15 protein-coding genes, 1 pseudogene and 1 riboswitch are annotated in these 17,702 nt (G+C 57.8%); of the genes and pseudogenes, 2 read left to right on the forward strand and 14 right to left on the reverse strand.

The genetic code is table 11. From position 1 onward, the window contains the following. Positions 1 to 48 precede the first annotated feature (48 nt). Positions 49 to 1,236 (forward strand): annotated as a pseudogene (locus KBP54_RS07515) (protein kinase domain-containing protein); the annotation flags it as partial. 37 nt (positions 1,237 to 1,273) lie between these two features. On the opposite strand, the gene KBP54_RS07520 reads toward KBP54_RS07515, so the two are convergent. The 14 genes from KBP54_RS07520 to ctaC all read right to left on the reverse strand — a co-directional run bounded on the left by KBP54_RS07520 (position 1,274) and on the right by ctaC (position 15,339). Further along, positions 1,274 to 2,662, reverse strand: a complete 1,389-nt coding sequence (locus KBP54_RS07520; RefSeq protein WP_070362200.1) for a class II 3-deoxy-7-phosphoheptulonate synthase — start codon at positions 2,660 to 2,662, stop codon at positions 1,274 to 1,276. Between the two features lie 86 nt (positions 2,663 to 2,748). Next, positions 2,749 to 3,261: a polyadenylate-specific 3'-exoribonuclease AS gene (locus tag KBP54_RS07525; protein ID WP_070362199.1), complete on the reverse strand. Its 513-nt coding sequence runs from the start codon at positions 3,259 to 3,261 to the stop codon at positions 2,749 to 2,751. Next, complete coding sequence (locus tag KBP54_RS07530; protein WP_168156176.1) at positions 3,261 to 3,437, reverse strand: hypothetical protein; 177 nt, start codon at positions 3,435 to 3,437, stop codon at positions 3,261 to 3,263. Before KBP54_RS07530 ends, KBP54_RS07525 begins: the two co-directional genes overlap by 1 nt. A 13-nt stretch (positions 3,438 to 3,450) precedes the next feature. Next, positions 3,451 to 4,191, reverse strand: coding sequence for a lysophospholipid acyltransferase family protein (locus KBP54_RS07535; RefSeq protein WP_070362198.1), 741 nt, complete (start codon positions 4,189 to 4,191; stop codon positions 3,451 to 3,453). Next, positions 4,184 to 5,155, reverse strand: coding sequence for an ROK family protein (locus tag KBP54_RS07540; protein ID WP_256005200.1), 972 nt, complete (start codon positions 5,153 to 5,155; stop codon positions 4,184 to 4,186). The genes KBP54_RS07535 and KBP54_RS07540 overlap by 8 nt, the downstream gene beginning before the upstream one ends. Before the next feature lie 11 nt (positions 5,156 to 5,166). Beyond that, positions 5,167 to 6,312: a glycosyltransferase family 4 protein gene (locus tag KBP54_RS07545; protein WP_256005202.1), complete on the reverse strand. Its 1,146-nt coding sequence runs from the start codon at positions 6,310 to 6,312 to the stop codon at positions 5,167 to 5,169. 5 nt (positions 6,313 to 6,317) lie between these two features. After that, positions 6,318 to 7,364 (reverse strand): C40 family peptidase, encoded by a 1,047-nt coding sequence (locus KBP54_RS07550; protein ID WP_256005203.1) that lies wholly within the window; start codon positions 7,362 to 7,364, stop codon positions 6,318 to 6,320. Positions 7,365 to 7,489: 125 nt separating this feature from the next. After that, on the reverse strand, positions 7,490 to 8,233 hold the full coding sequence (locus KBP54_RS07555; protein ID WP_256005205.1) for a C40 family peptidase: 744 nt from the start codon (positions 8,231 to 8,233) through the stop codon (positions 7,490 to 7,492). 12 nt (positions 8,234 to 8,245) lie between these two features. After that, positions 8,246 to 8,419, reverse strand: a riboswitch (cyclic di-AMP (ydaO/yuaA leader). A gap of 535 nt (positions 8,420 to 8,954) precedes the next feature. After that, positions 8,955 to 10,574 carry a cytochrome bc1 complex cytochrome b subunit gene (qcrB, locus tag KBP54_RS07560; protein ID WP_256005206.1) on the reverse strand — a complete coding sequence of 540 codons (1,620 nt, stop codon included), beginning with the start codon at positions 10,572 to 10,574 and terminating at the stop codon, positions 8,955 to 8,957. Beyond that, complete coding sequence (qcrA, locus tag KBP54_RS07565) at positions 10,574 to 11,794, reverse strand: cytochrome bc1 complex Rieske iron-sulfur subunit (RefSeq protein ID WP_070362192.1); 1,221 nt, start codon at positions 11,792 to 11,794, stop codon at positions 10,574 to 10,576. The genes qcrB and qcrA overlap by 1 nt, the downstream gene beginning before the upstream one ends. Further along, positions 11,791 to 12,639, reverse strand: coding sequence for a cytochrome bc1 complex diheme cytochrome c subunit (gene qcrC, locus KBP54_RS07570; protein ID WP_070362191.1), 849 nt, complete (start codon positions 12,637 to 12,639; stop codon positions 11,791 to 11,793). Before qcrC ends, qcrA begins: the two co-directional genes overlap by 4 nt. An 80-nt stretch (positions 12,640 to 12,719) precedes the next feature. Continuing rightward, positions 12,720 to 13,340, reverse strand: coding sequence for an aa3-type cytochrome oxidase subunit III (gene ctaE, locus KBP54_RS07575; RefSeq protein ID WP_176754846.1), 621 nt, complete (start codon positions 13,338 to 13,340; stop codon positions 12,720 to 12,722). 455 nt (positions 13,341 to 13,795) lie between these two features. After that, complete coding sequence (gene ctaF / locus KBP54_RS07580; RefSeq protein WP_070362190.1) at positions 13,796 to 14,227, reverse strand: aa3-type cytochrome oxidase subunit IV; 432 nt, start codon at positions 14,225 to 14,227, stop codon at positions 13,796 to 13,798. A gap of 17 nt (positions 14,228 to 14,244) precedes the next feature. Then, the gene (gene ctaC / locus KBP54_RS07585) at positions 14,245 to 15,339 is read right to left on the reverse strand and encodes an aa3-type cytochrome oxidase subunit II (RefSeq protein WP_070362189.1); all 1,095 of its coding nucleotides are present in this window, start codon (positions 15,337 to 15,339) and stop codon (positions 14,245 to 14,247) included. A gap of 436 nt (positions 15,340 to 15,775) precedes the next feature. On the opposite strand from ctaC, the gene asnB reads away from it, so the two are divergent. Continuing rightward, the gene (gene asnB / locus KBP54_RS07590) at positions 15,776 to 17,698 is read left to right on the forward strand and encodes an asparagine synthase (glutamine-hydrolyzing) (RefSeq protein WP_256005208.1); all 1,923 of its coding nucleotides are present in this window, start codon (positions 15,776 to 15,778) and stop codon (positions 17,696 to 17,698) included. Positions 17,699 to 17,702: the final 4 nt, after the last annotated feature.

Raw genomic sequence — 17,702 nt, forward strand, 5'->3', positions numbered from 1 at the left:
GACCGACAGTTTACGCGTCGAGAGCACGTTTGGGCCATACTGGAGCGCATGGCACAGCTCGCAGTTGGAGACACGCTGGACAACCGGTACATCATCGATCGCCCCATCGCACGCGGTGGCATGGCGACGGTATACCGCTGCGTCGATACGCGTTTAGGCCGTGAAGTTGCCGCCAAGGTGATGCACGAGTCCTATGTGCATGACAGCGTGTTTCGTGAGAGGTTTCGTCGAGAAGCTCGGGCGATGGCCCAGCTTTCCCACCCCAACCTGGTCAACGTGTACGACTTCGCTGCCCAAGGCGAACCCACGAACCAAGTATTTTTAATCATGGAGCTCATCACCGGTGGAACACTGCGTGAGCTGCTCGCCGAGCGCGGTCCCATGCCGCCGCACGCCGCCGCCGAGGTAATGCGGGCTGTGCTCACTGGCCTCGCGGTCGCGCACCAAAAAGGAATGGTGCACCGCGATATCAAACCGGACAATATCCTGATTAACAGCGATCACAGTGTCAAGCTTGCGGACTTCGGCCTTGTGCGTGCGGTCTCAGACATCACGCATTCCACCGGCCAGATCGTAGGTACGGTCGCCTACCTCTCCCCCGAGCAAGTGGACGGTTCACCAATCACGCAGGCCTCCGACGTCTATTCCGCAGGCATCGTGCTCTTTGAGCTACTCACCGGCCAGCAGCCCTTCAACGGCGATACCCCCATCGCGCACGCCTTCGCACGGCTACATGATGTGGTGCCCGCGCCCAGCTCTCGGATCGGAGGCGTACCAAAGCTTTTCGACGAACTCGTGGCCACCGCCACCGCGACCGACCCCCACGACCGCTTCCATGACGCATCGGAGTTCCTCGCTGCGCTCAACGACGTAGCGGACGCGCTTGAGCTACCACCCTACGCGGTACCCGTACCAAGGCATTCCGCAGCGAATCGTGCCGCAGCTCACCCCACGCAGTTTCGCCTCCGGCCGAATTCAACAGATGATTCCCCGAGAACACGTGTGGATGCGCCGACAGTCCAGCCCCCGGCGCCTGCACCGCCACCACCACAGGTGCCAGCCCCGGCTCCACCGCAAGCCCCGCTTTCCCCGGCGCGACCTCGCAAGCCGGTGAGCAACCGCTCGGGAATCGGCCTGGCAGTTTTCCTAGTGTTCAGCGCAATCTGCACAGGCTTGGTTGCGGTGGGCGGCTGGTGGCTCGGGTCCGGCATGTACGGCGAGATTCCGCAGATCCTCCTACCGATGCCCTAAGGCGCCACCGCCGCGCGCAATCTTAGTAGCGCAACATCTCCGCTACGAGGAAGGCCAACTCGAGTGCCTGCTCAGTGTTCAAGCGCGGGTCGCAGGCAGATTCGTAGCGGCCTGGCAGGTCAACGTCAGTGATGTCCTGCGCACCGCCGAGGCACTCGGTGACCGCCTCGCCGGTCAGCTCAATGTGGATGCCACCCGGGTGCGTGCCCAACTGACGGTGCACCTCGAAGAAGCCCTGGACCTCATCCAGAATCTTGTCAAAGTGCCTGGTCTTGTAACCATTTGACGCCGTAAACGTGTTGCCGTGCATCGGGTCGCTTTGCCAAATCACCTTATGGCGAGATGCCTCGACGGCGTTGACGATGCCTGGCAACACTTCGCGAATCTTGTCGTGCCCCATCCGGATCACCATCGTCAAACGGCCAGGCTCGAAATTCGGGTCGAGCTTATCCGCGTACGCCACGGCTTCTTCCGGAGTGGTCGTCGGCCCCAACTTGATGCCGATCGGGTTATCGATCATCGCGGCGAAGTTCACATGGAAGTCATCGAGATCGCGGGTGCGCTCGCCGATCCACAGCTGATGCGCGGACAGGTCATACAGCCGCGTCTCCCCCTGATCGTCTTCGGCGAGGCGCAGCATTGCGCGCTCGTAGTCCACAAGCAGAGCTTCGTGGGAGGCGTAAATCTCCGAGGTCCGGAGGTGTTCGTCGCTCACGCCACAAGCATCCATGAAGGCAAGCGAGCGCGAAATCTCACGGCCGAGCGCCTCGTAGCGTGCACCCGCCGGAGAGTTGGTCACAAACTCGCGGTTCCAAGTGTTGATGTTGTGCAGGTCCGCGGTACCGGACGCAGTAAGTGCACGAACCAGGTTCATAGCCGCAGACGCATTTGCGTACGCGCGGACCATGCGAGCGGGATCATGGCGACGCGCCTCCGGAGTCGGTTCGACGCCATTGACGATGTCACCGCGGTAATTCGGCAAGCCGTTGCCGTCGAGATCGGATGAACGTGGCTTTGCGTACTGCCCGGCGATACGCCCGAGCTTCACTACGGGCATCGACGCGCCGTACGTCAACACTGCCGCCATCTGCAGGAGTGTACGCACGTTCGCGCGGATATGAGGCTCTGTGTTGGACTCAAATGTCTCCGCGCAGTCACCACCCTGAAGCAAAAACGCTTCACCGTTAGCGACCTTCGCCATTTTCTGCTTGAGTTCTTCAACCTCTGGGGCAAGAACTACCGGCGGTACAGATTCGAGAATCTTCCGCACATACTCAGCCTCATGACGGTCCCAGCTCGGCTGCTGCTTCGCGTCACGCGACAACGCGTCCTGGAACTGTGCATTGAGGTCTCCCGGGAGCGGTGGCAAATCGGGGAGAACTTCTTTGGGGATATCTACTGTCCAACTCACACTTAATGTTTAGCACGAAGCTGCGACGAATACCACAACTTTGCGGCGCGAATACCTGCACAGACTCAAAGTGTGAAACGCGCGTCTCACGATCTAGACGCGCGGCCAAGCCGGTCAAGCGGCAAATATTCCGCGCATACGCGGTACTTCTTCAGGTTATGGCGCGCATCTACCAATGCATCGTGGTTCCCGCGCGGCACCTGTGGCAGCCTCGGCCGCCCCGCCATTTCCCAGTACTGCTTCAGCTCACGAGTAAAGCGCGGAAGGTTCTTCGGCAACCCGGTCATGTCACCCCACAGCTGCGCCAGCACAACGTGATCGTACGCCCCCACCCATGCCCAAAGCTCCGGGGCAGAGCGGGGCGTCGTCAAGAAATCGTAGACCTCGCTGCGGATCTGCTCCCGCGACTTCCATGCGGGGTGACCCGCACCGGGCAGTTTATCCAAGACATTGTCGCGCACCCACTGGTTCGCACGCGTGGCGTCAAACTCATTGGACACCGCGTAGTATTCACGGCCGTCCTCCGCGACGATGCCGATGGAGACTAGCTCAATGGTCGAGCCGTCTTCGATGAACTCTGTGTCGTAAAAGTAACGCACTAGTTCGCCTCACCCTCCGGGCCCTCAGGTTTGCGTGGCCAAAACATCACCGCTGCAACGAACAGTACGAGTAGCGGCGAAATCACATTCCTGGCTATCTCAAGATCACTCGTGACGAGATACGCTCCCACCGCGCAGCACACGAGCACAATACGAGTAACGAGGTCCCGGTCCATCAAACGTCCTTACTTAATCCTCTTCGGGCTCGGCGCCCTCAGGGTAGCGCCCCGTCTCTTCCAGATGCTTTTTGACGTCCGAAGCATACACATCCACGTACGGGTACCCGGACAACGCAGACATCTTGTGCATCACGAAGTCCGTAAACGGACGCATCACCTCCCGCGAGTGCGGATCAAATCCGTGCTCCGTCGCCCAAGCGTGCGGGTCAATAGGTTCGCTGAGCTTGATGCGGACCTTCGCCGGGCGCGGAAGTACCGACCCGATCGGGTTCGCCTCGCGGGTGCCAATCATGGCCACCAAGATCACCGGCGCTCCCGTGTCCATCGCGACACGAGCCATACCGGTGCGCCCCTTGTAGATGCGACCATCCGGTGAACGCGTGCCTTCCGGGTAGATACCGAACACGTCGTTGCGATCAACAATCACCTCGCGCGCAGCCTGCTGCAGGTTCGCGCCCGCATTCGAATCACCGCGATGCACAGGGATCTGACCAACAGCGGTAAAGAAAAACCGCTTGAACCTGCCCCTCAAGCCAGGTTGCGTAAAGTACTCGCTCTTCGCCGGAAACGTGATTTGCCGACGCAGCATCAGCGGCAGATAGAACGAATCCATCACCGCTTGGTGGTTCGAGACAAGAATGACGCCGCCTTCGTCCGGCACATGCTCCGCGCCTTCAATCGTGGGACGGTTCCACACGAGCAGCGCTGGACCTAGCAACGCCTTAAACGCCGAATACCACTTGTTATGCACGCTGTCTCCCTGCTAGATCCTCACGAGCCAAGTCTGCGACACCGATCATACCTGCCTGCGGGCCCAGCTCTGCGCATAGAATCTCCGGAACAGGACGGTACCCGGAGCCAACCATGTTACGACGCAACGAATCCTTGGCATCTTCCATAAAGAGGTCTGCGTCGGCGCTCACGCCACCGCCAAGAACCACCAGGCCCGGATCCATAACGTCAGCCACAATCGACAGGCCACGGCCCAACCACTCGGCAAAACTGGCAAGCGCCTTCACGCCAAGCTCATCGCCCTCGCGTGCAGCCTCCATCACGTCATGGCCCGTCGCCCGCTTATCGACGACCTTCCGGTACAAACCGCACTTCTTAAAACCGCCGTGCGCTGCGACCTCCAAAGCACAGTCCACCAACGACGTGCCCGAGGCGTACCGCTCCAAGCAGCCCTGCTTACCGCAGGAACACACGCGCCCATCTGGCACAACAGTCAAGTGCCCGAACTCGGGGGCAGTGCCGAACGATCCGCGGTAAATCTTGCCATCAATCATCAGCGTTGCGCCGATACCGGTACCGACGGCAAAGAACACCCAGATATCCGCATCCTTTGCTGCGCCAAATCGGTATTCACCCCAGGCTGCCGCGTTCGCGTCGTGCTCAAGGCGGACCGGTAGCCCCAGAGCCTCCTCAAGCTGCGCCCGAACCGGCTGGTCGTTGCGCCACGGCAAATGCGGGGCGAACCGCACGATCTCGCAGTCCGGGTCAAGAAAGCCGGCGATAGCCAAGCCGACAGCATCAACCACGTACTCCCGCTGCAGCTGCCGCACCATATCGACGATGCCGTCGATAAGCTCATCACCAGTCTGCGGAGTACCAGTAGATATCGATGCAACGATGCGCCCAGAGTCATCAACCACTGCTGCGCGAGTATTCGTCCCGCCGATATCAAAACCGACAGTCAGCTTGGATTCAGTAGACATACATGACCATGCTAGTCGCCGAGAGCCTGAGAAAATAATAATTTCTCACACCGCTCCCCCAACACCTGCCACGAAAACTCCCGCTGCACATGGCGTCGCCCGGCCTCCCCCATCGATTCCCGCAGCAGGGGATCACGCAGCAGACGCACCAACGCCGCGACAAGTGCATCATCATTCTTATCGACGACCACTCCGCTGTGGTCCGTCACCGTTTCCGGCGCACCGCCCGAATCACCAGCGACCACCGGCACCTCACACGCCTGGGCCTCGAGAAACACAATCCCGAGACCCTCAACGTCGAGGCCTCCGCCGCGGGTACGAACCGGCATCGCGAACACGTCTGCAGCCGCAACGATTCGACACAGGTCATCGTCGCTGACCCGCCCGGTGAACCTGACACCGTCGACGCCCTCCGCCATCGCGTGAAGCCGACGGGCATACGGCCCCTCCCCAACAATCACCAATTGTGCACCCGGCACCTGCTCGCGCACCCTAGGCAGGACGCGGATCAACCGGTCTTGCCCTTTGCGTTTCACCAGACGCGACGCACACACAATCAGCGGAGACTCCGCGCCGATTCGGAACGAAGCTCTGGTCTCCAACTTCTCCTGCTGCGTTGCGGGCGCGTAGCGGGACGTCGATACGCCTGAGGGAAGCGCAACGAACTGAGGATTCGGACCAAATGCATCCTTGAATCGCCCCAGTGTGTACTCCGAAATGTACGTGATTACATCGGCACTACCGCCAATCGTTCGCAGCAGTCGACGACCAACGCGAAACATTGACCACCCGACCTCATGGCCATGCGTCGTCGCCACAACCCGCGAAGCACCCGCACGCTTCGCAGCACCCCCCATCGCTCCAAGAGGAGCTGCAGCACCAAACCACACCGTATCGACGTGCTGCTGCCTGATAATTCGCTGCATCATCCTCCGGACAGCAGGAGTAGGCAACATTACTGGAAAGGGCCAGCGAATAATCGTGTACGGCTGTTCCGCATCCCAAGCGAGAGCAGCCGCCTTATCCTGCATCGAGGCAAACACAATGATGCTCTGCGCCCCCCGACGGTGAACGACTTCCTGCACATAGTCCCGCAAGTACGACTGAATCCCACCGACAGTCGGTGGGAAATCATTCGTCACCAATAAAACAGTCATGGTGCCTAATAACGGACAGCGCCCTGGACCGGCATCGAATTCAACGGGACAACCTGAACCGGAATACCGTAGTCAGAGGCATGCACAACCATGCCGTCGCCGATATACATGCCAACGTGCGTCACTCCCGGGTAATAACCGACAATGTCACCTGGCTGCAGGTCCCCCATGCTCACCGGCATGCCACCAGCAAGCTGAGCCTGCGAGGTACGCGGGATCGCCTTACCGTTCTGCCCGTAAGCCCACACCATGAGCCCAGAGCAGTCGAACGCCGACGGCCCCGTCGCGCCCCAGCCATAAGGCTTGCCAACCTGCGCGAGCGCGGCACCGACAACCCCATCCCCCACCGGAGGCAACGAGCCAGCATCAACGGGGTGCAGACGTCCCTCCCACAACGAACGCGCCTCCGGCGACAAATTATCGACGCGCGCCTCAATCTCCTCAATCTGTCCCTGCAGCGCCTCGCGCTCACGCTCGAGCTTCGAACGCTTTGAATCAAGGTCATTGCGGAGATACTGCGCTTCCGCAAGGGCTACGTTTGCAGCATTCGCCTTCGTTGCCGCGTCCTGGGCAGCGCCTTCGTACTCGCGGAGCACACTTTGCTGCTTGCGGGACAGCGAATCCAGGTACGCAGCACGGTCAATAGCAGTCTGGGGACTACCAGAGTCCAGCGTTGTAAGGATCACATCGGCCTGGACGTTGCGGTACCGGGACGCAGCGAGGCGGTCTACTTCCCTTTGGAGATCATCACGAGCGATTGTCGCAGCTTGGACTTGGGTACGTGCATCCGCCACCTCAGACTGCAGGCGCTCAAGTTCCTCCGACTTCGCGGCAATATCATCCTCGACGCCCTTGAGCTCTTCTACCTTTGCGGTGACCTCATGCGAAAGCTCATCAACCTGATGAATCAGTTCCTCGACATCATCCGCTACTGCGGACGGAGCAGCAACGCTACTGCCCACAACGACAGAGAGCGATGCACCCAGCGCCACGCGCTTCCCCCAGGAACGCCCATTTGCAACATGACGCGCATGTAAAGAGTGTTTAGCCACTTAAAGCCCCTTCGCTGGCAAGAAAAACTATCACCAATATAGCGAGAGGGGCTTAAAGTTACAATCTTGTAATTCTTCTGCCGACCCCCACCACAATCGTTTGGATCGGCCGATAAATACCGTGCTTAGAAGCGCACAGCGGAGTGCACTGGCATCATGTGCAGCGGACGCTCAGCGACCGGTGCGTTGGTGTTCAGTGCATCAATGATGGTGCCGTTGCCGGTGTAGATACCAACGTGGGAAGCGCCACCGTAGTAAGCCACGATGTCACCAGGCTGAAGCTGATCAAGCGGAACCGGAGTACCCGCAGCCGCCTGCGCCTGCGAGGTACGAGGGATGGACTTACCAGCCTGCGCATATACCCAGGAGGTGAAACCGGAGCAGTCGAACACGTTCGGGCCCGCAGCGCCGTATACGTATGCAGCACCAATCTTTGTACGTGCAATATCGACCAGGCGCTGACCTGCGGAGACCTGCGGCGTTGGAGCAACTGCCGGCGCAGCAACGTTTGCGGAGTATGCCTTCGCGACTGGCGCCTTGAACTGAGCCTCGACGTTTGCCAGCCATGCACCAAACGAAGGTACGTTGTTGACGCCAGGAACCGCTCGAACCTGCGCAATTGCCGTAGGGACATCAGCATTGGACTTCTGACCTGCCAGGGATGGGATCCAAGCCTCGATGCCAGGAATCGCAGCGATGCCCGGCACGTTCTCAATACCTGGGACCTGAACAGCTACCGGCGAGTTCGGGACGCGAACCTCAGCCGCCTCTGCAGAGATTGGCGAGAGCAGCGAGGCACCTGCAGCTGCTGCGGTCACTACCGCGACGTTACGTGCAGTGCTGTGTGCCTGACGACGGTGCTTAGCCATAATTGTAAAACTCCATATCTTCTCTTTTGCCGACCGAGTTAGCTGACGGGTTGGGCTAGAGAACCAGCCTTACGACTTCCACGGAAAACTCCGCTCTCGTTCGCATTCACCCCAGAGAGAAAATCCTGCTTGGGTCCCCGGCTTCCTGAAGCCACTAAGGCTCAGGGAATTAGGCGCTATATGTACTTACTGTTTGCTTTCAACGGCTGTTGCTGCAATGTCTCGATTAGGTTACGAAACGGAAACATCTTTGTCCAACGACACGGCCGTTATCGTTCCGTTATTTTTCCTCTCCCCCATTTCGCGCGAATGTTCCTGAGAACTGCAAGCCGAGCGCCACAATGTGCCCAACCAGACAAATGACCCCCTACCTGCTCTTTTGCCAACCTTCCCCACCTGTGCCCAGAGCGCCAATTTGGTAAGAATGCACTAAATCACTCTTATGTGACATTACTCACTTCTACTGTATAACGCTTCCATAACGCTTCGAAATGGCTCCAAATTCCTCCGACTTCAGACGTGAAGCGGTGAGCCATTGCGGCGCGTTGATACCGCGGGCCGTAGCAGAACGAAGCCAGAAGTGGGCTCGTGTCATAGCACGGGCGAGATAAAGGTGCTGGGTTCCAAAAGTGGACCGACCGGACATACAAAAACGCCCTGGCCAGCTGTACTCTCGTACAACCAACCAGGGCGCCTTGAGCGACCGCTAGTGTGTTAGAGCCTATTCAGAAGCATTGCGGTCATCGAGGTGTTTGGTTTCCTCGAGCTTGCGCAACGTCTCGATCTCCTCATGATGGTTCTCGCGCTGCTCGTCCCGGACGCGCTCGGAAACGCCAAGCTCAGCAGGCTTGAATTTACCGATGGTCTCGGAGTCAGCGAAGCCGAGCTGGTTGAGTCGCTTCGGAACCGGAGCACCAGCGTAATCGAGTGGCACTGGGTGTCCATGCTCGTCGACTGGGCCAAGCGGCTGGTGGATCTCCACAAACGCACCGTTAGGCAGCTTCTTGATGATGCCCGTTTCGATACCGTGCTCCAGAACCTCACGGTCGGAACGCTGCAAACCAACACAAATACGGTAGGTCAGCCAGTATGCGAACGGCGGCAAGACAATGAGACCGATGCGACCGAACCAGGTCATCGCATTCAGCGAGATCTGGAAGAAGTGAGCAACGTGGTCGTTGCCACCGGAAACGGTCAGCAACAGGAAGAACACGAGTGCCATCACACCGAGGCCGGTACGCACTGGAACGTCACGTGGGCGCTGCAGCAGGTTGTGGTGCGCCGTGTCACCGGTCACCTTCGCTTCGATGAACGGGTAGCTGATCAGCAGGACGACCATGACGCCACACATGAGGGCAACCCAGAAGGCACCCGGAATGGTGTATGGGCCGAGGTAGAGCTCCCACGCTGGCATGACACGAGCTGCGCCGTCAGTCCACAGCATGTAAACGTCAGGCTGCGAACCGGCGGAGACCTGCGACGGGTTGTATGGGCCGATGTTCCAAATGCCGTTGATGGTGGTCAGACCAGCCATAGCAGCGAGGACACCGAAGACAACCATCATGAAGCCGATCGCCTTGACTGCGAAGACCGGCATAATGCGGATGCCAACAACGTTGTTCTCCGTACGGCCGGGGCCTGGGAACTGGGTATGCTTCTGGAACCAGACGAGCAGCAGGTGCGCTGCGATCAGAGCCAGGATCACGCCCGGGAGGATCAGAACGTGCAGGATGTAGAAGCGGTCCAGCATCAGGTCAGACGGGAAGTCGCCGCCGAAGATTGCCCAGTGCATCCAGGTACCGATGATCGGGATACCAACAATAATGGCAGACATAATACGGAGGCCAACACCAGAGAGCAGGTCGTCTGGCAGGGAGTAACCCATGAAGCCTTCGGCCATGCCGATGAGAATCAGGGTAACGCCGATGACCCAGTTAGCCTCACGTGGGCGGCGGAACGCACCGGTGAAGAAGATACGCATCATGTGGGCGAACATCGCCATCATGAACATCAGCGCAGCCCAGTGGTGCATCTGACGAACGAACAGGCCACCGCGGACCTCGAATGAAATATTCAGAGCCGTGGCGTACGCGCGTGACATTTCCACGCCGTTGAGCGGTAGGTACCCGCCGTCGTAGATCACCTTCGTAATGGAAGGGTCAAAGAACAGCGCGAGGTAAATACCTGTCAGCAGCAAGATAATGAAGCTGTACAGCGCCATCTCACCGAGCATGAAAGACCAGTGGCTCGGGAAGACCTTATTCAACTGTGGCCGGAGGAAACCGGCTACCGTGTACCGCGAATCAACGTTGTCCGCGGCTTGTGCAAGTTTAGTACTCATTAGGATTTACGCTCCCAGAATGCCGGGCCGACGGGCTCGATGAAGTTTCCGTTGGCGATGAGGTAACCGTCTTCGTCAACAGTCACAGGAAGCTGAGGCAGAGCACGGGCAGCCGGTCCGAAGATCGGTTTGCCGTACTGCAGTGCGTCGAACTGCGACTGGTGGCACGGACAAAGGATGCGGTTCGTCTGCGCTTCGTAAAGCGAGGTCGGGCAACCAATGTGCGTACAAATCTTGGAGTATGCGTAGTAATCCCCGTAGTGGAAATCTTCCTGACCTTCACGCTCAACGACGCGGCGTGCGTCCTCAGAGCGAAGGCGGATCAGCATAACTGCGTTACGAGGGCCATGCAGCGAGTGCATGTGGTGTTCGTATACGTCGCGCTCTGGGTCGTAAATGTCACCATCGTTGACATCCTCCGGGTAGAGCGGGAATACCGTCTCCATGGAAGCAGCAGCGAGGTCTTCTGGACGCATACGCACCAGGCGGGAAACACCTGCCGTGGAGTAGTGCGAGCCAGCTACGCCTTCGTGCAGCTCGGCGATCGCGCCAGTGTCGCGACCGAGGTAAACCTTGACGCCCTTCTCCTGCATGGTCCACCCGTGTGTCCAAAGCGTGCCATCACCTAAGTAGTTAAGGTCGTGGCGCTTCTTCCACGGGTTTTTGATCATGCCACCGAGGGGTGCAACGACCATGAGGCCGGCGAGAACACCAGCGGTGCCAAGCAGACCCTTCATTGCCTTACGACGACCAAGGGTGGAAGTCTCCCAGGCATCATTCAGCAGAGCGGTCGTCGTGCGACGGTCCAATTCGGAAGAACGGCCGTCGTGACGACGCTGTACGGAGATCTCCTCAGGGATGAACTTCTTCACGTACTGGACAATCGCGATACCCAGGGCGGCAAAACCGACACCAGAAGTAAGGCCGAGCAGTGGCGTGTAAAGCGTGTAAACCCAAAGTCCTTCATCGCCGTGGAAGCGTGGCTCCCATGGCCAGAAGAGGTAGACACCGAGGAACGCGATTCCGCAGAGCACCGAAATAATCAACCAAATGTTGATTCCGAGTTCGGAAGACTTCTCGCGTGGGTCGCCATCAACTGGGAACCGCTCCTTGCGGTACGCAACGGTGACGTCGTCGAGTTCCGTGCCCAGAGCAGCGAGCTCCGCGTTATTCATGCGGTCCAAATCTTGGGATGTGTAGTTCTTGTTTACTTCACTCATGAGCGCGATCCAATCCAGATAGCTGCGGCAGCAACGAGCGTTACGCCGATCATCCACATAGCCATACCTTCAGAAACTGGGCCAAGGCCACCAAGGGCGTAACCGCCAGGGCTTGGGGTTTCCTTCGAGGACTTAATAAACGCAATGATGTCGCGCTTCTCGTCGGCGCTGAGCTGGCGGTCCGAGAACTTTGGCATGTTCTGCGGGCCAGTCAGCATCGCCTGGTAGATCTCCTGCTCATTCGCTGGGTCCAACTCCGGCGCATACTTACCAGAAGACAGTGCGCCACCGCGGCCGGTGAAGTTGTGGCAAGACGCGCAGTTCAAGCGGAAGAGCTCGCCGCCACGTGCGACGTCGCCAGCCTGAATCTGGCCATCGTAGTTCTTACCGCGAAGCTCTTCCTTCGCGAGTGATCCGTCTGGGTTGTACACCAGCTCCGGTCCCCCACCGTTGGCAGCAACATAGGCAGCCAGTGCCAGTGCTTGAGACTCGGTGTAACGAGGACGCTTGCGTTCAGCCTGAGCGTCATTCGACATCATCGGCATACGTCCGGAGTTGACCTGGAAGTACACAGCACCTTCGCCGGTGCCGATCAGGGACGGGCCGCGGCCTTCAACACCCTGGAGGTTTGCGCCATGGCAAGTGATGCAAGCGACGTCGTAAATGTCCTTGCCTTCTTGAATCATTGCCTGGTCATCTTTTTGCGCAGTAGCGACCTGCGCGTTCGGGGCAAGCGCCGATGCGAGGAAACCCGCACCCGTGAGGCCGAGCGTCAAGGCTGCTGCACCAGCAAAGGTGCGCTGCGCCTTGCGCCGACTGCGCTTTTTCTTAGGTGATTTTTCCATCTTGTTCCCTTTGAGCGTCAGTGTCTAATACAGATAAATGGCCTTCCGTCATTTCGACGGCGACTCTACGTATCAGATACCTATTGAACGATATACAGAGTAATGAAGACGCCGACCCAAATTACGTCAACAAAGTGCCAGTAGTAAGAGGTCACCATTGCTGCAGTAGCTTGTGCCGGAGTGAACTTCGACTTAGATACGCGGAGCAGCACAACCACGAAGGCAATGATGCCGGCGGTCACGTGCGCCATGTGGAAGCCAGTGATGATGAAGAACACTGACCCGAAGACACTCGCCTGAATGGTCACGCCGTGCATGATCATTTCTCCCCACTCGAAAGCCACGAGTCCGAGGAAGACAACGCCAAGCGCGATAGTTACCGTGAACCATTTGCGGAGCCCAAAAACGTCACCCCTTTCTGCTGCAAATACGCCGAACTGAGAAGTCACGGAAGAAGACACGAGCACGATCGTGATGATCAAGCCGAACATCACGTTCAGGTGTGCCGTCTGGTTATCCCAGTCGCCTGCGGTCATACCGTTTGCACGCGAGGTGAAATACATCGCGAACAAACCGGCAAAGAACATCAACTCTTGGGCGAGGAACGCGATCGTGCCAACGCTGACCATGTTTGGTCGGTTCAGCGCCGGGACACGATTCTGCGGTGTCGCCATACCTTGGTTAGAAATTGCGGTCGTCACGCATGTGATTATCCCCTGTTTTCGGGTCAAAGTCATCTCCTTTCACCCACAAACTTTTCGGCAGATTTCGCGCTAACCTGCCTTTTCTGGCCTAATAGCGCTCGAAGGAAATAACTTTCTGCAATACCGGGAACTTTTCTAGCCACTCATCCGACTACATCAATGCAGGTCACAACTTTCTCGACTTCATTCAGCTCACTTTCGGCTGATTTTTAGGCAATCCAGGATTCTTTTTCATCGATTCTTTGCGGTGTTTCAAAAGTTCCCAATAGTGATGGGACTCACATTCCACCGCTGCCGTTTCCGCCTGCAGACCTACTTTCGTATGACCCCCAAGTGTTACGAATGAGTTCAACCGAAAGGATGAAAATAGCAAGCAAAAATCCCCTTCAGCCTTAGCTGAAGGGGATCAGTTTTCGCCGACACCTCCCGAAGGCGGGGAGGTCAGCGAATCTTTAGTGCTTCTCGCGCGGGATACCGTACTGCAGATTCAGCTGCGTAGTGGTCCACACGAGGAATACTGCGCCAAACACGACGAGCCACAGCTGCCAGAATGCAATTCCGAGTCCGAGGAACATAACCGCACCAGACATTGCGAACGGCCAGATGGAGCTTGGCGAGAAGAAGCCGAGCACGCCTGCGCCATCTTCAACCTCTGCCTCTTCCCAGTCTTCCGGAACAACGTCCATGCGACGCTCGGTGATGTCGAGGTAGACAGCGAGCATGAAGCAGAGCGCAGTAGCGAGAACCAAGCCAACGCCACCGACCCATTCGAGCCCGTAGAGGTAAGCATCTTCACCAATCCACGCTGTGCTGATCATGTAGAAGACTGCCATCAGCGCCAGGAAGGTACCGATTGCGTAGAAAACTTTTGAACCAGTTGCCATTTCTCTGCCTTCTCTTTCTATACCGTCGCGTTAGGGTCGTTGGTGTTGTTGCCGTCGCGGGTGCCGTGGCGGTCAGACACGAACGGACGTGTGGAGGTGGCGTACGGCGCTTCGCCGATGGATGCGAGCGCATCGGAGTTTGGCGCCTCAGGGTTGTCAATACGGAACTGAATGTACTGAGCAAACTTTTCTGGGGTCACGGCACGAACCTCGAAGTTCATCATCGAGTGGTAAGTACCGCACATCTCGGCACAGCGACCAACGAATGCGCCAGTCTTATCGATCTTCTCAATCTGGAATGCACGCTGCTGCTGGTTCACCTCTGGGTGAGCGTAGGTATCACGCTTGAAGAGGAATTCAGGAACCCAGAATGCGTGGTTCACGTCACCGGATGCGAGACGGAACTCAATCGCACGATCGGTTGGCAGGACGAGCACCGGAACCTCTTCGGTGGTTCCGAGAGTCTCAATCTCATTGAAATTGAGGTACGAGAGGTCACCGGTAGAAGTGCCGTGGATTGGGTTCGGGTTCTTAATATTCTCGTCGTCGTACTTCGTTGCCTCAGCCTTGGCCTGACGCTCGGTGTCAACACCGTCATATGCCTGACCGTTCGAGGTGAACTCACCGTCAACGTTTGCGTAGCCAAACTTCCAGTTCCACTGGTATGCGGTTACGTCAACCGTCACTTTCGGGTCCTTGCCGAGGGCTGTAGTCTTCGTCTGCGCCTGGACGGTGAAGAAGAAGAGCACCATAACAATGACGATCGGAATGATCGTCAGTACAAGTTCCAGCGGCACGTTGTACTGGAGCTGCTTCGGAAACTCAGACTTGCCGCGCTTCTCCTGACTCTTCGCGTTCCACTTGAAAATCGCGGTGAGGAACAAGCCCCACATGATGATGCCGATAATCCATGCTGCAACCCAGGTCCATACCCAGAAGTTGTACATCTGCTCGCCCTCAGGGGTAACAGGATCTGGCCAACCCATATCCAGCACCTTCGAGAGCGCCTCTGGCGGTGCAACCTCACAGCCCGTCAGCGCGAGACCGCCCAGCAGGAGCGATCCGGCAACTGCGATTTTCTTCGCGAAGTTGCGGTCCTTTACCTTTTCCACGTGTGTCTGCCTTCCTGTCCACACTCGCTGTTTACGGCAGGACGCACAAACAGGTGCGCCCAAGCATTGTTACTCCGTCAGAATAGTGGATAGGGCGCATCGCCTCTGAATTCTTTTGATTTTGAGTCGAGGTAAGCATTCGTGGTCAGCTGACATCTTTTACCGTGTATGCAAAAGCCGTGCACTCAACGGGTTTTGCATAAAACGGTACAAACGTCCTGGTAAGAGCTTTATTTTTCACTCAAATTGCTCAACCATAAGTTGGCCCCCTTTTGGGGACCGAATAAAGGATGAAGAATTTCCGCATTTTGGCGCTGGTTTCGTTGGTTCGCGCATCTCCTACAGAAAACCCTATTGTTGATTGGAAGAAATGCTTCGTGGCCCAGCACTCCGCACGGCTGCGTACACCTTATATATAGGAGAGGTTTTCAAGTCTATGTGTGGCCTGTTGGCTCTACTCACCACAAACAGCAATGCCGCAAGCTTCGTGGAAGCCGCGGAACGTGCGTTGCCCTGCATGTATCACCGTGGCCCTGATGCCGCCGGCACCTGGAACGACGACCACGCCGTTTTTGGTTTCAACCGCCTTGCCATTATCGATCTCGAGCATTCTCACCAACCCCTACGCTGGGGCCCGAAGGAGAATCCGGAGCGCTACGCGCTGACGTTCAACGGCGAGATTTATAACTACATCGAGCTTCGCGAGGAACTGCAGGAGGCAGGCTACGATTTCAATACCTCGGGGGACGGCGAGCCAATCGTTGTTGGCTTCCACCACTGGGGAGAGAGGGTTGTCGAACACCTGCGAGGCATGTTCGCGTTTGTCATTTGGGACACCGAGACACAGCGTATGTTCGCGGCACGTGATCAATTCGGCATTAAGCCCTTGTTTTACGCTACTACCCCAGTGGGCACTGTGTTCGCTTCCGAGAAAAAGTCCATCCTAGAAATGGCTCCAGAGCTGGAGATTGGTCTCGACCTAGATCGGCGAGCTATCGAGCACTACGTTGACCTGCAGTATGTTCCCGAACCAGAAACGTTGCACGAGAGCATTCGACGCGTGGAGTCTGGCTGCACGGTGTCACTGACGCCTGGCGGTGAAGTCAAATCGGAGCGCTACTTCAAACCACACTTCAAACCACAGCAAGTCCCACAAGGTCAAGAACAGAAGCTTTACGACAGGATCGCTCAGGCGCTCGAAGACTCCGTCGAGAAGCATATGCGTGCGGACGTCACCGTCGGTTCTTTCCTCTCCGGCGGCATTGATTCGACAGCGATTGCGGCCCTGGCGAAGAGGCACAATCCAAACTTGCTGACGTTTACCACCGGCTTCGAGCGCGAGGGCTACTCCGAGGTAGACGTGGCTGCGGAGTCCGCTGAGGCGATTGGTGTTGAGCACATCGTGAAGATTGTCTCGCCTGAAGAGTACGCGGACGCGGTGCCGAAGATCATGTGGTACCTCGATGATCCGGTCGCGGACCCTTCGCTTGTCCCGCTGTTCTTCGTCGCACAGGAGGCCCGCAAGCACGTCAAGGTGGTGCTCTCGGGTGAGGGTGCCGACGAGCTGTTCGGTGGGTACACCATCTATAAGGAACCGCTGTCGCTCGCGCCGTTCGAGAAGTTGCCGACGCCTCTTCTACGGGGACTGAACAGGCTAAGCCGTGTGCTGCCGGAAGGCATGAAGGGCAAGAGCTTACTCGAACGCGGTACGACCCCAATGGAGGACCGTTACTACGGTAACGCTCGTTCCTTTAACTTCGAGCAACTACAGCGTGTGCTGCCGTGGGCGAAGCATGAGTGGGACCACCGCGAGGTCACCGCGCCGATTTACGCCACATCGACAGAGATGGATCCAGTTGCCCGGATGCAAAACTTGGACCTGTTTACCTGGATGCGCGGCGATATCTTGGTCAAGGCGGACAAGATGAACATGGCGAACTCGCTGGAGTTGCGCGTGCCGTTCCTGGATAAAGAGGTCTTTGAAGTCGCGCAGACGATCCCGTACGACCAGAAGATCGCGCACGGCACCACCAAGTACGCGTTGCGTAAGGCGATGGAGCAGATCGTTCCGCCGCATGTTCTCCACCGCAAGAAGCTGGGATTCCCTGTTCCGATGCGCCACTGGCTGGCCGGCGATGAGCTCTTTGGTTGGGCGCAGGACACGATCCGTGATTCGCAGACCGACCATATCTTCGCCAAGGACCAGGTGCTGGAGATGCTCAAGGAGCACCGTGACGGTGTTTCCGATCATTCGCGTCGCCTTTGGACGGTGCTTGCGTTTATGATCTGGCACGGCATTTTTGTCGAGCATCGCATTGATCCGGGCATCGAGCACAAGGAATACCCGGTTCAGCTTTAAGGAG

It is taken from the genome of Corynebacterium pseudogenitalium (assembly GCF_024453815.1).
GTDB classification, from domain to species: domain Bacteria; phylum Actinomycetota; class Actinomycetes; order Mycobacteriales; family Mycobacteriaceae; genus Corynebacterium; species Corynebacterium pseudogenitalium.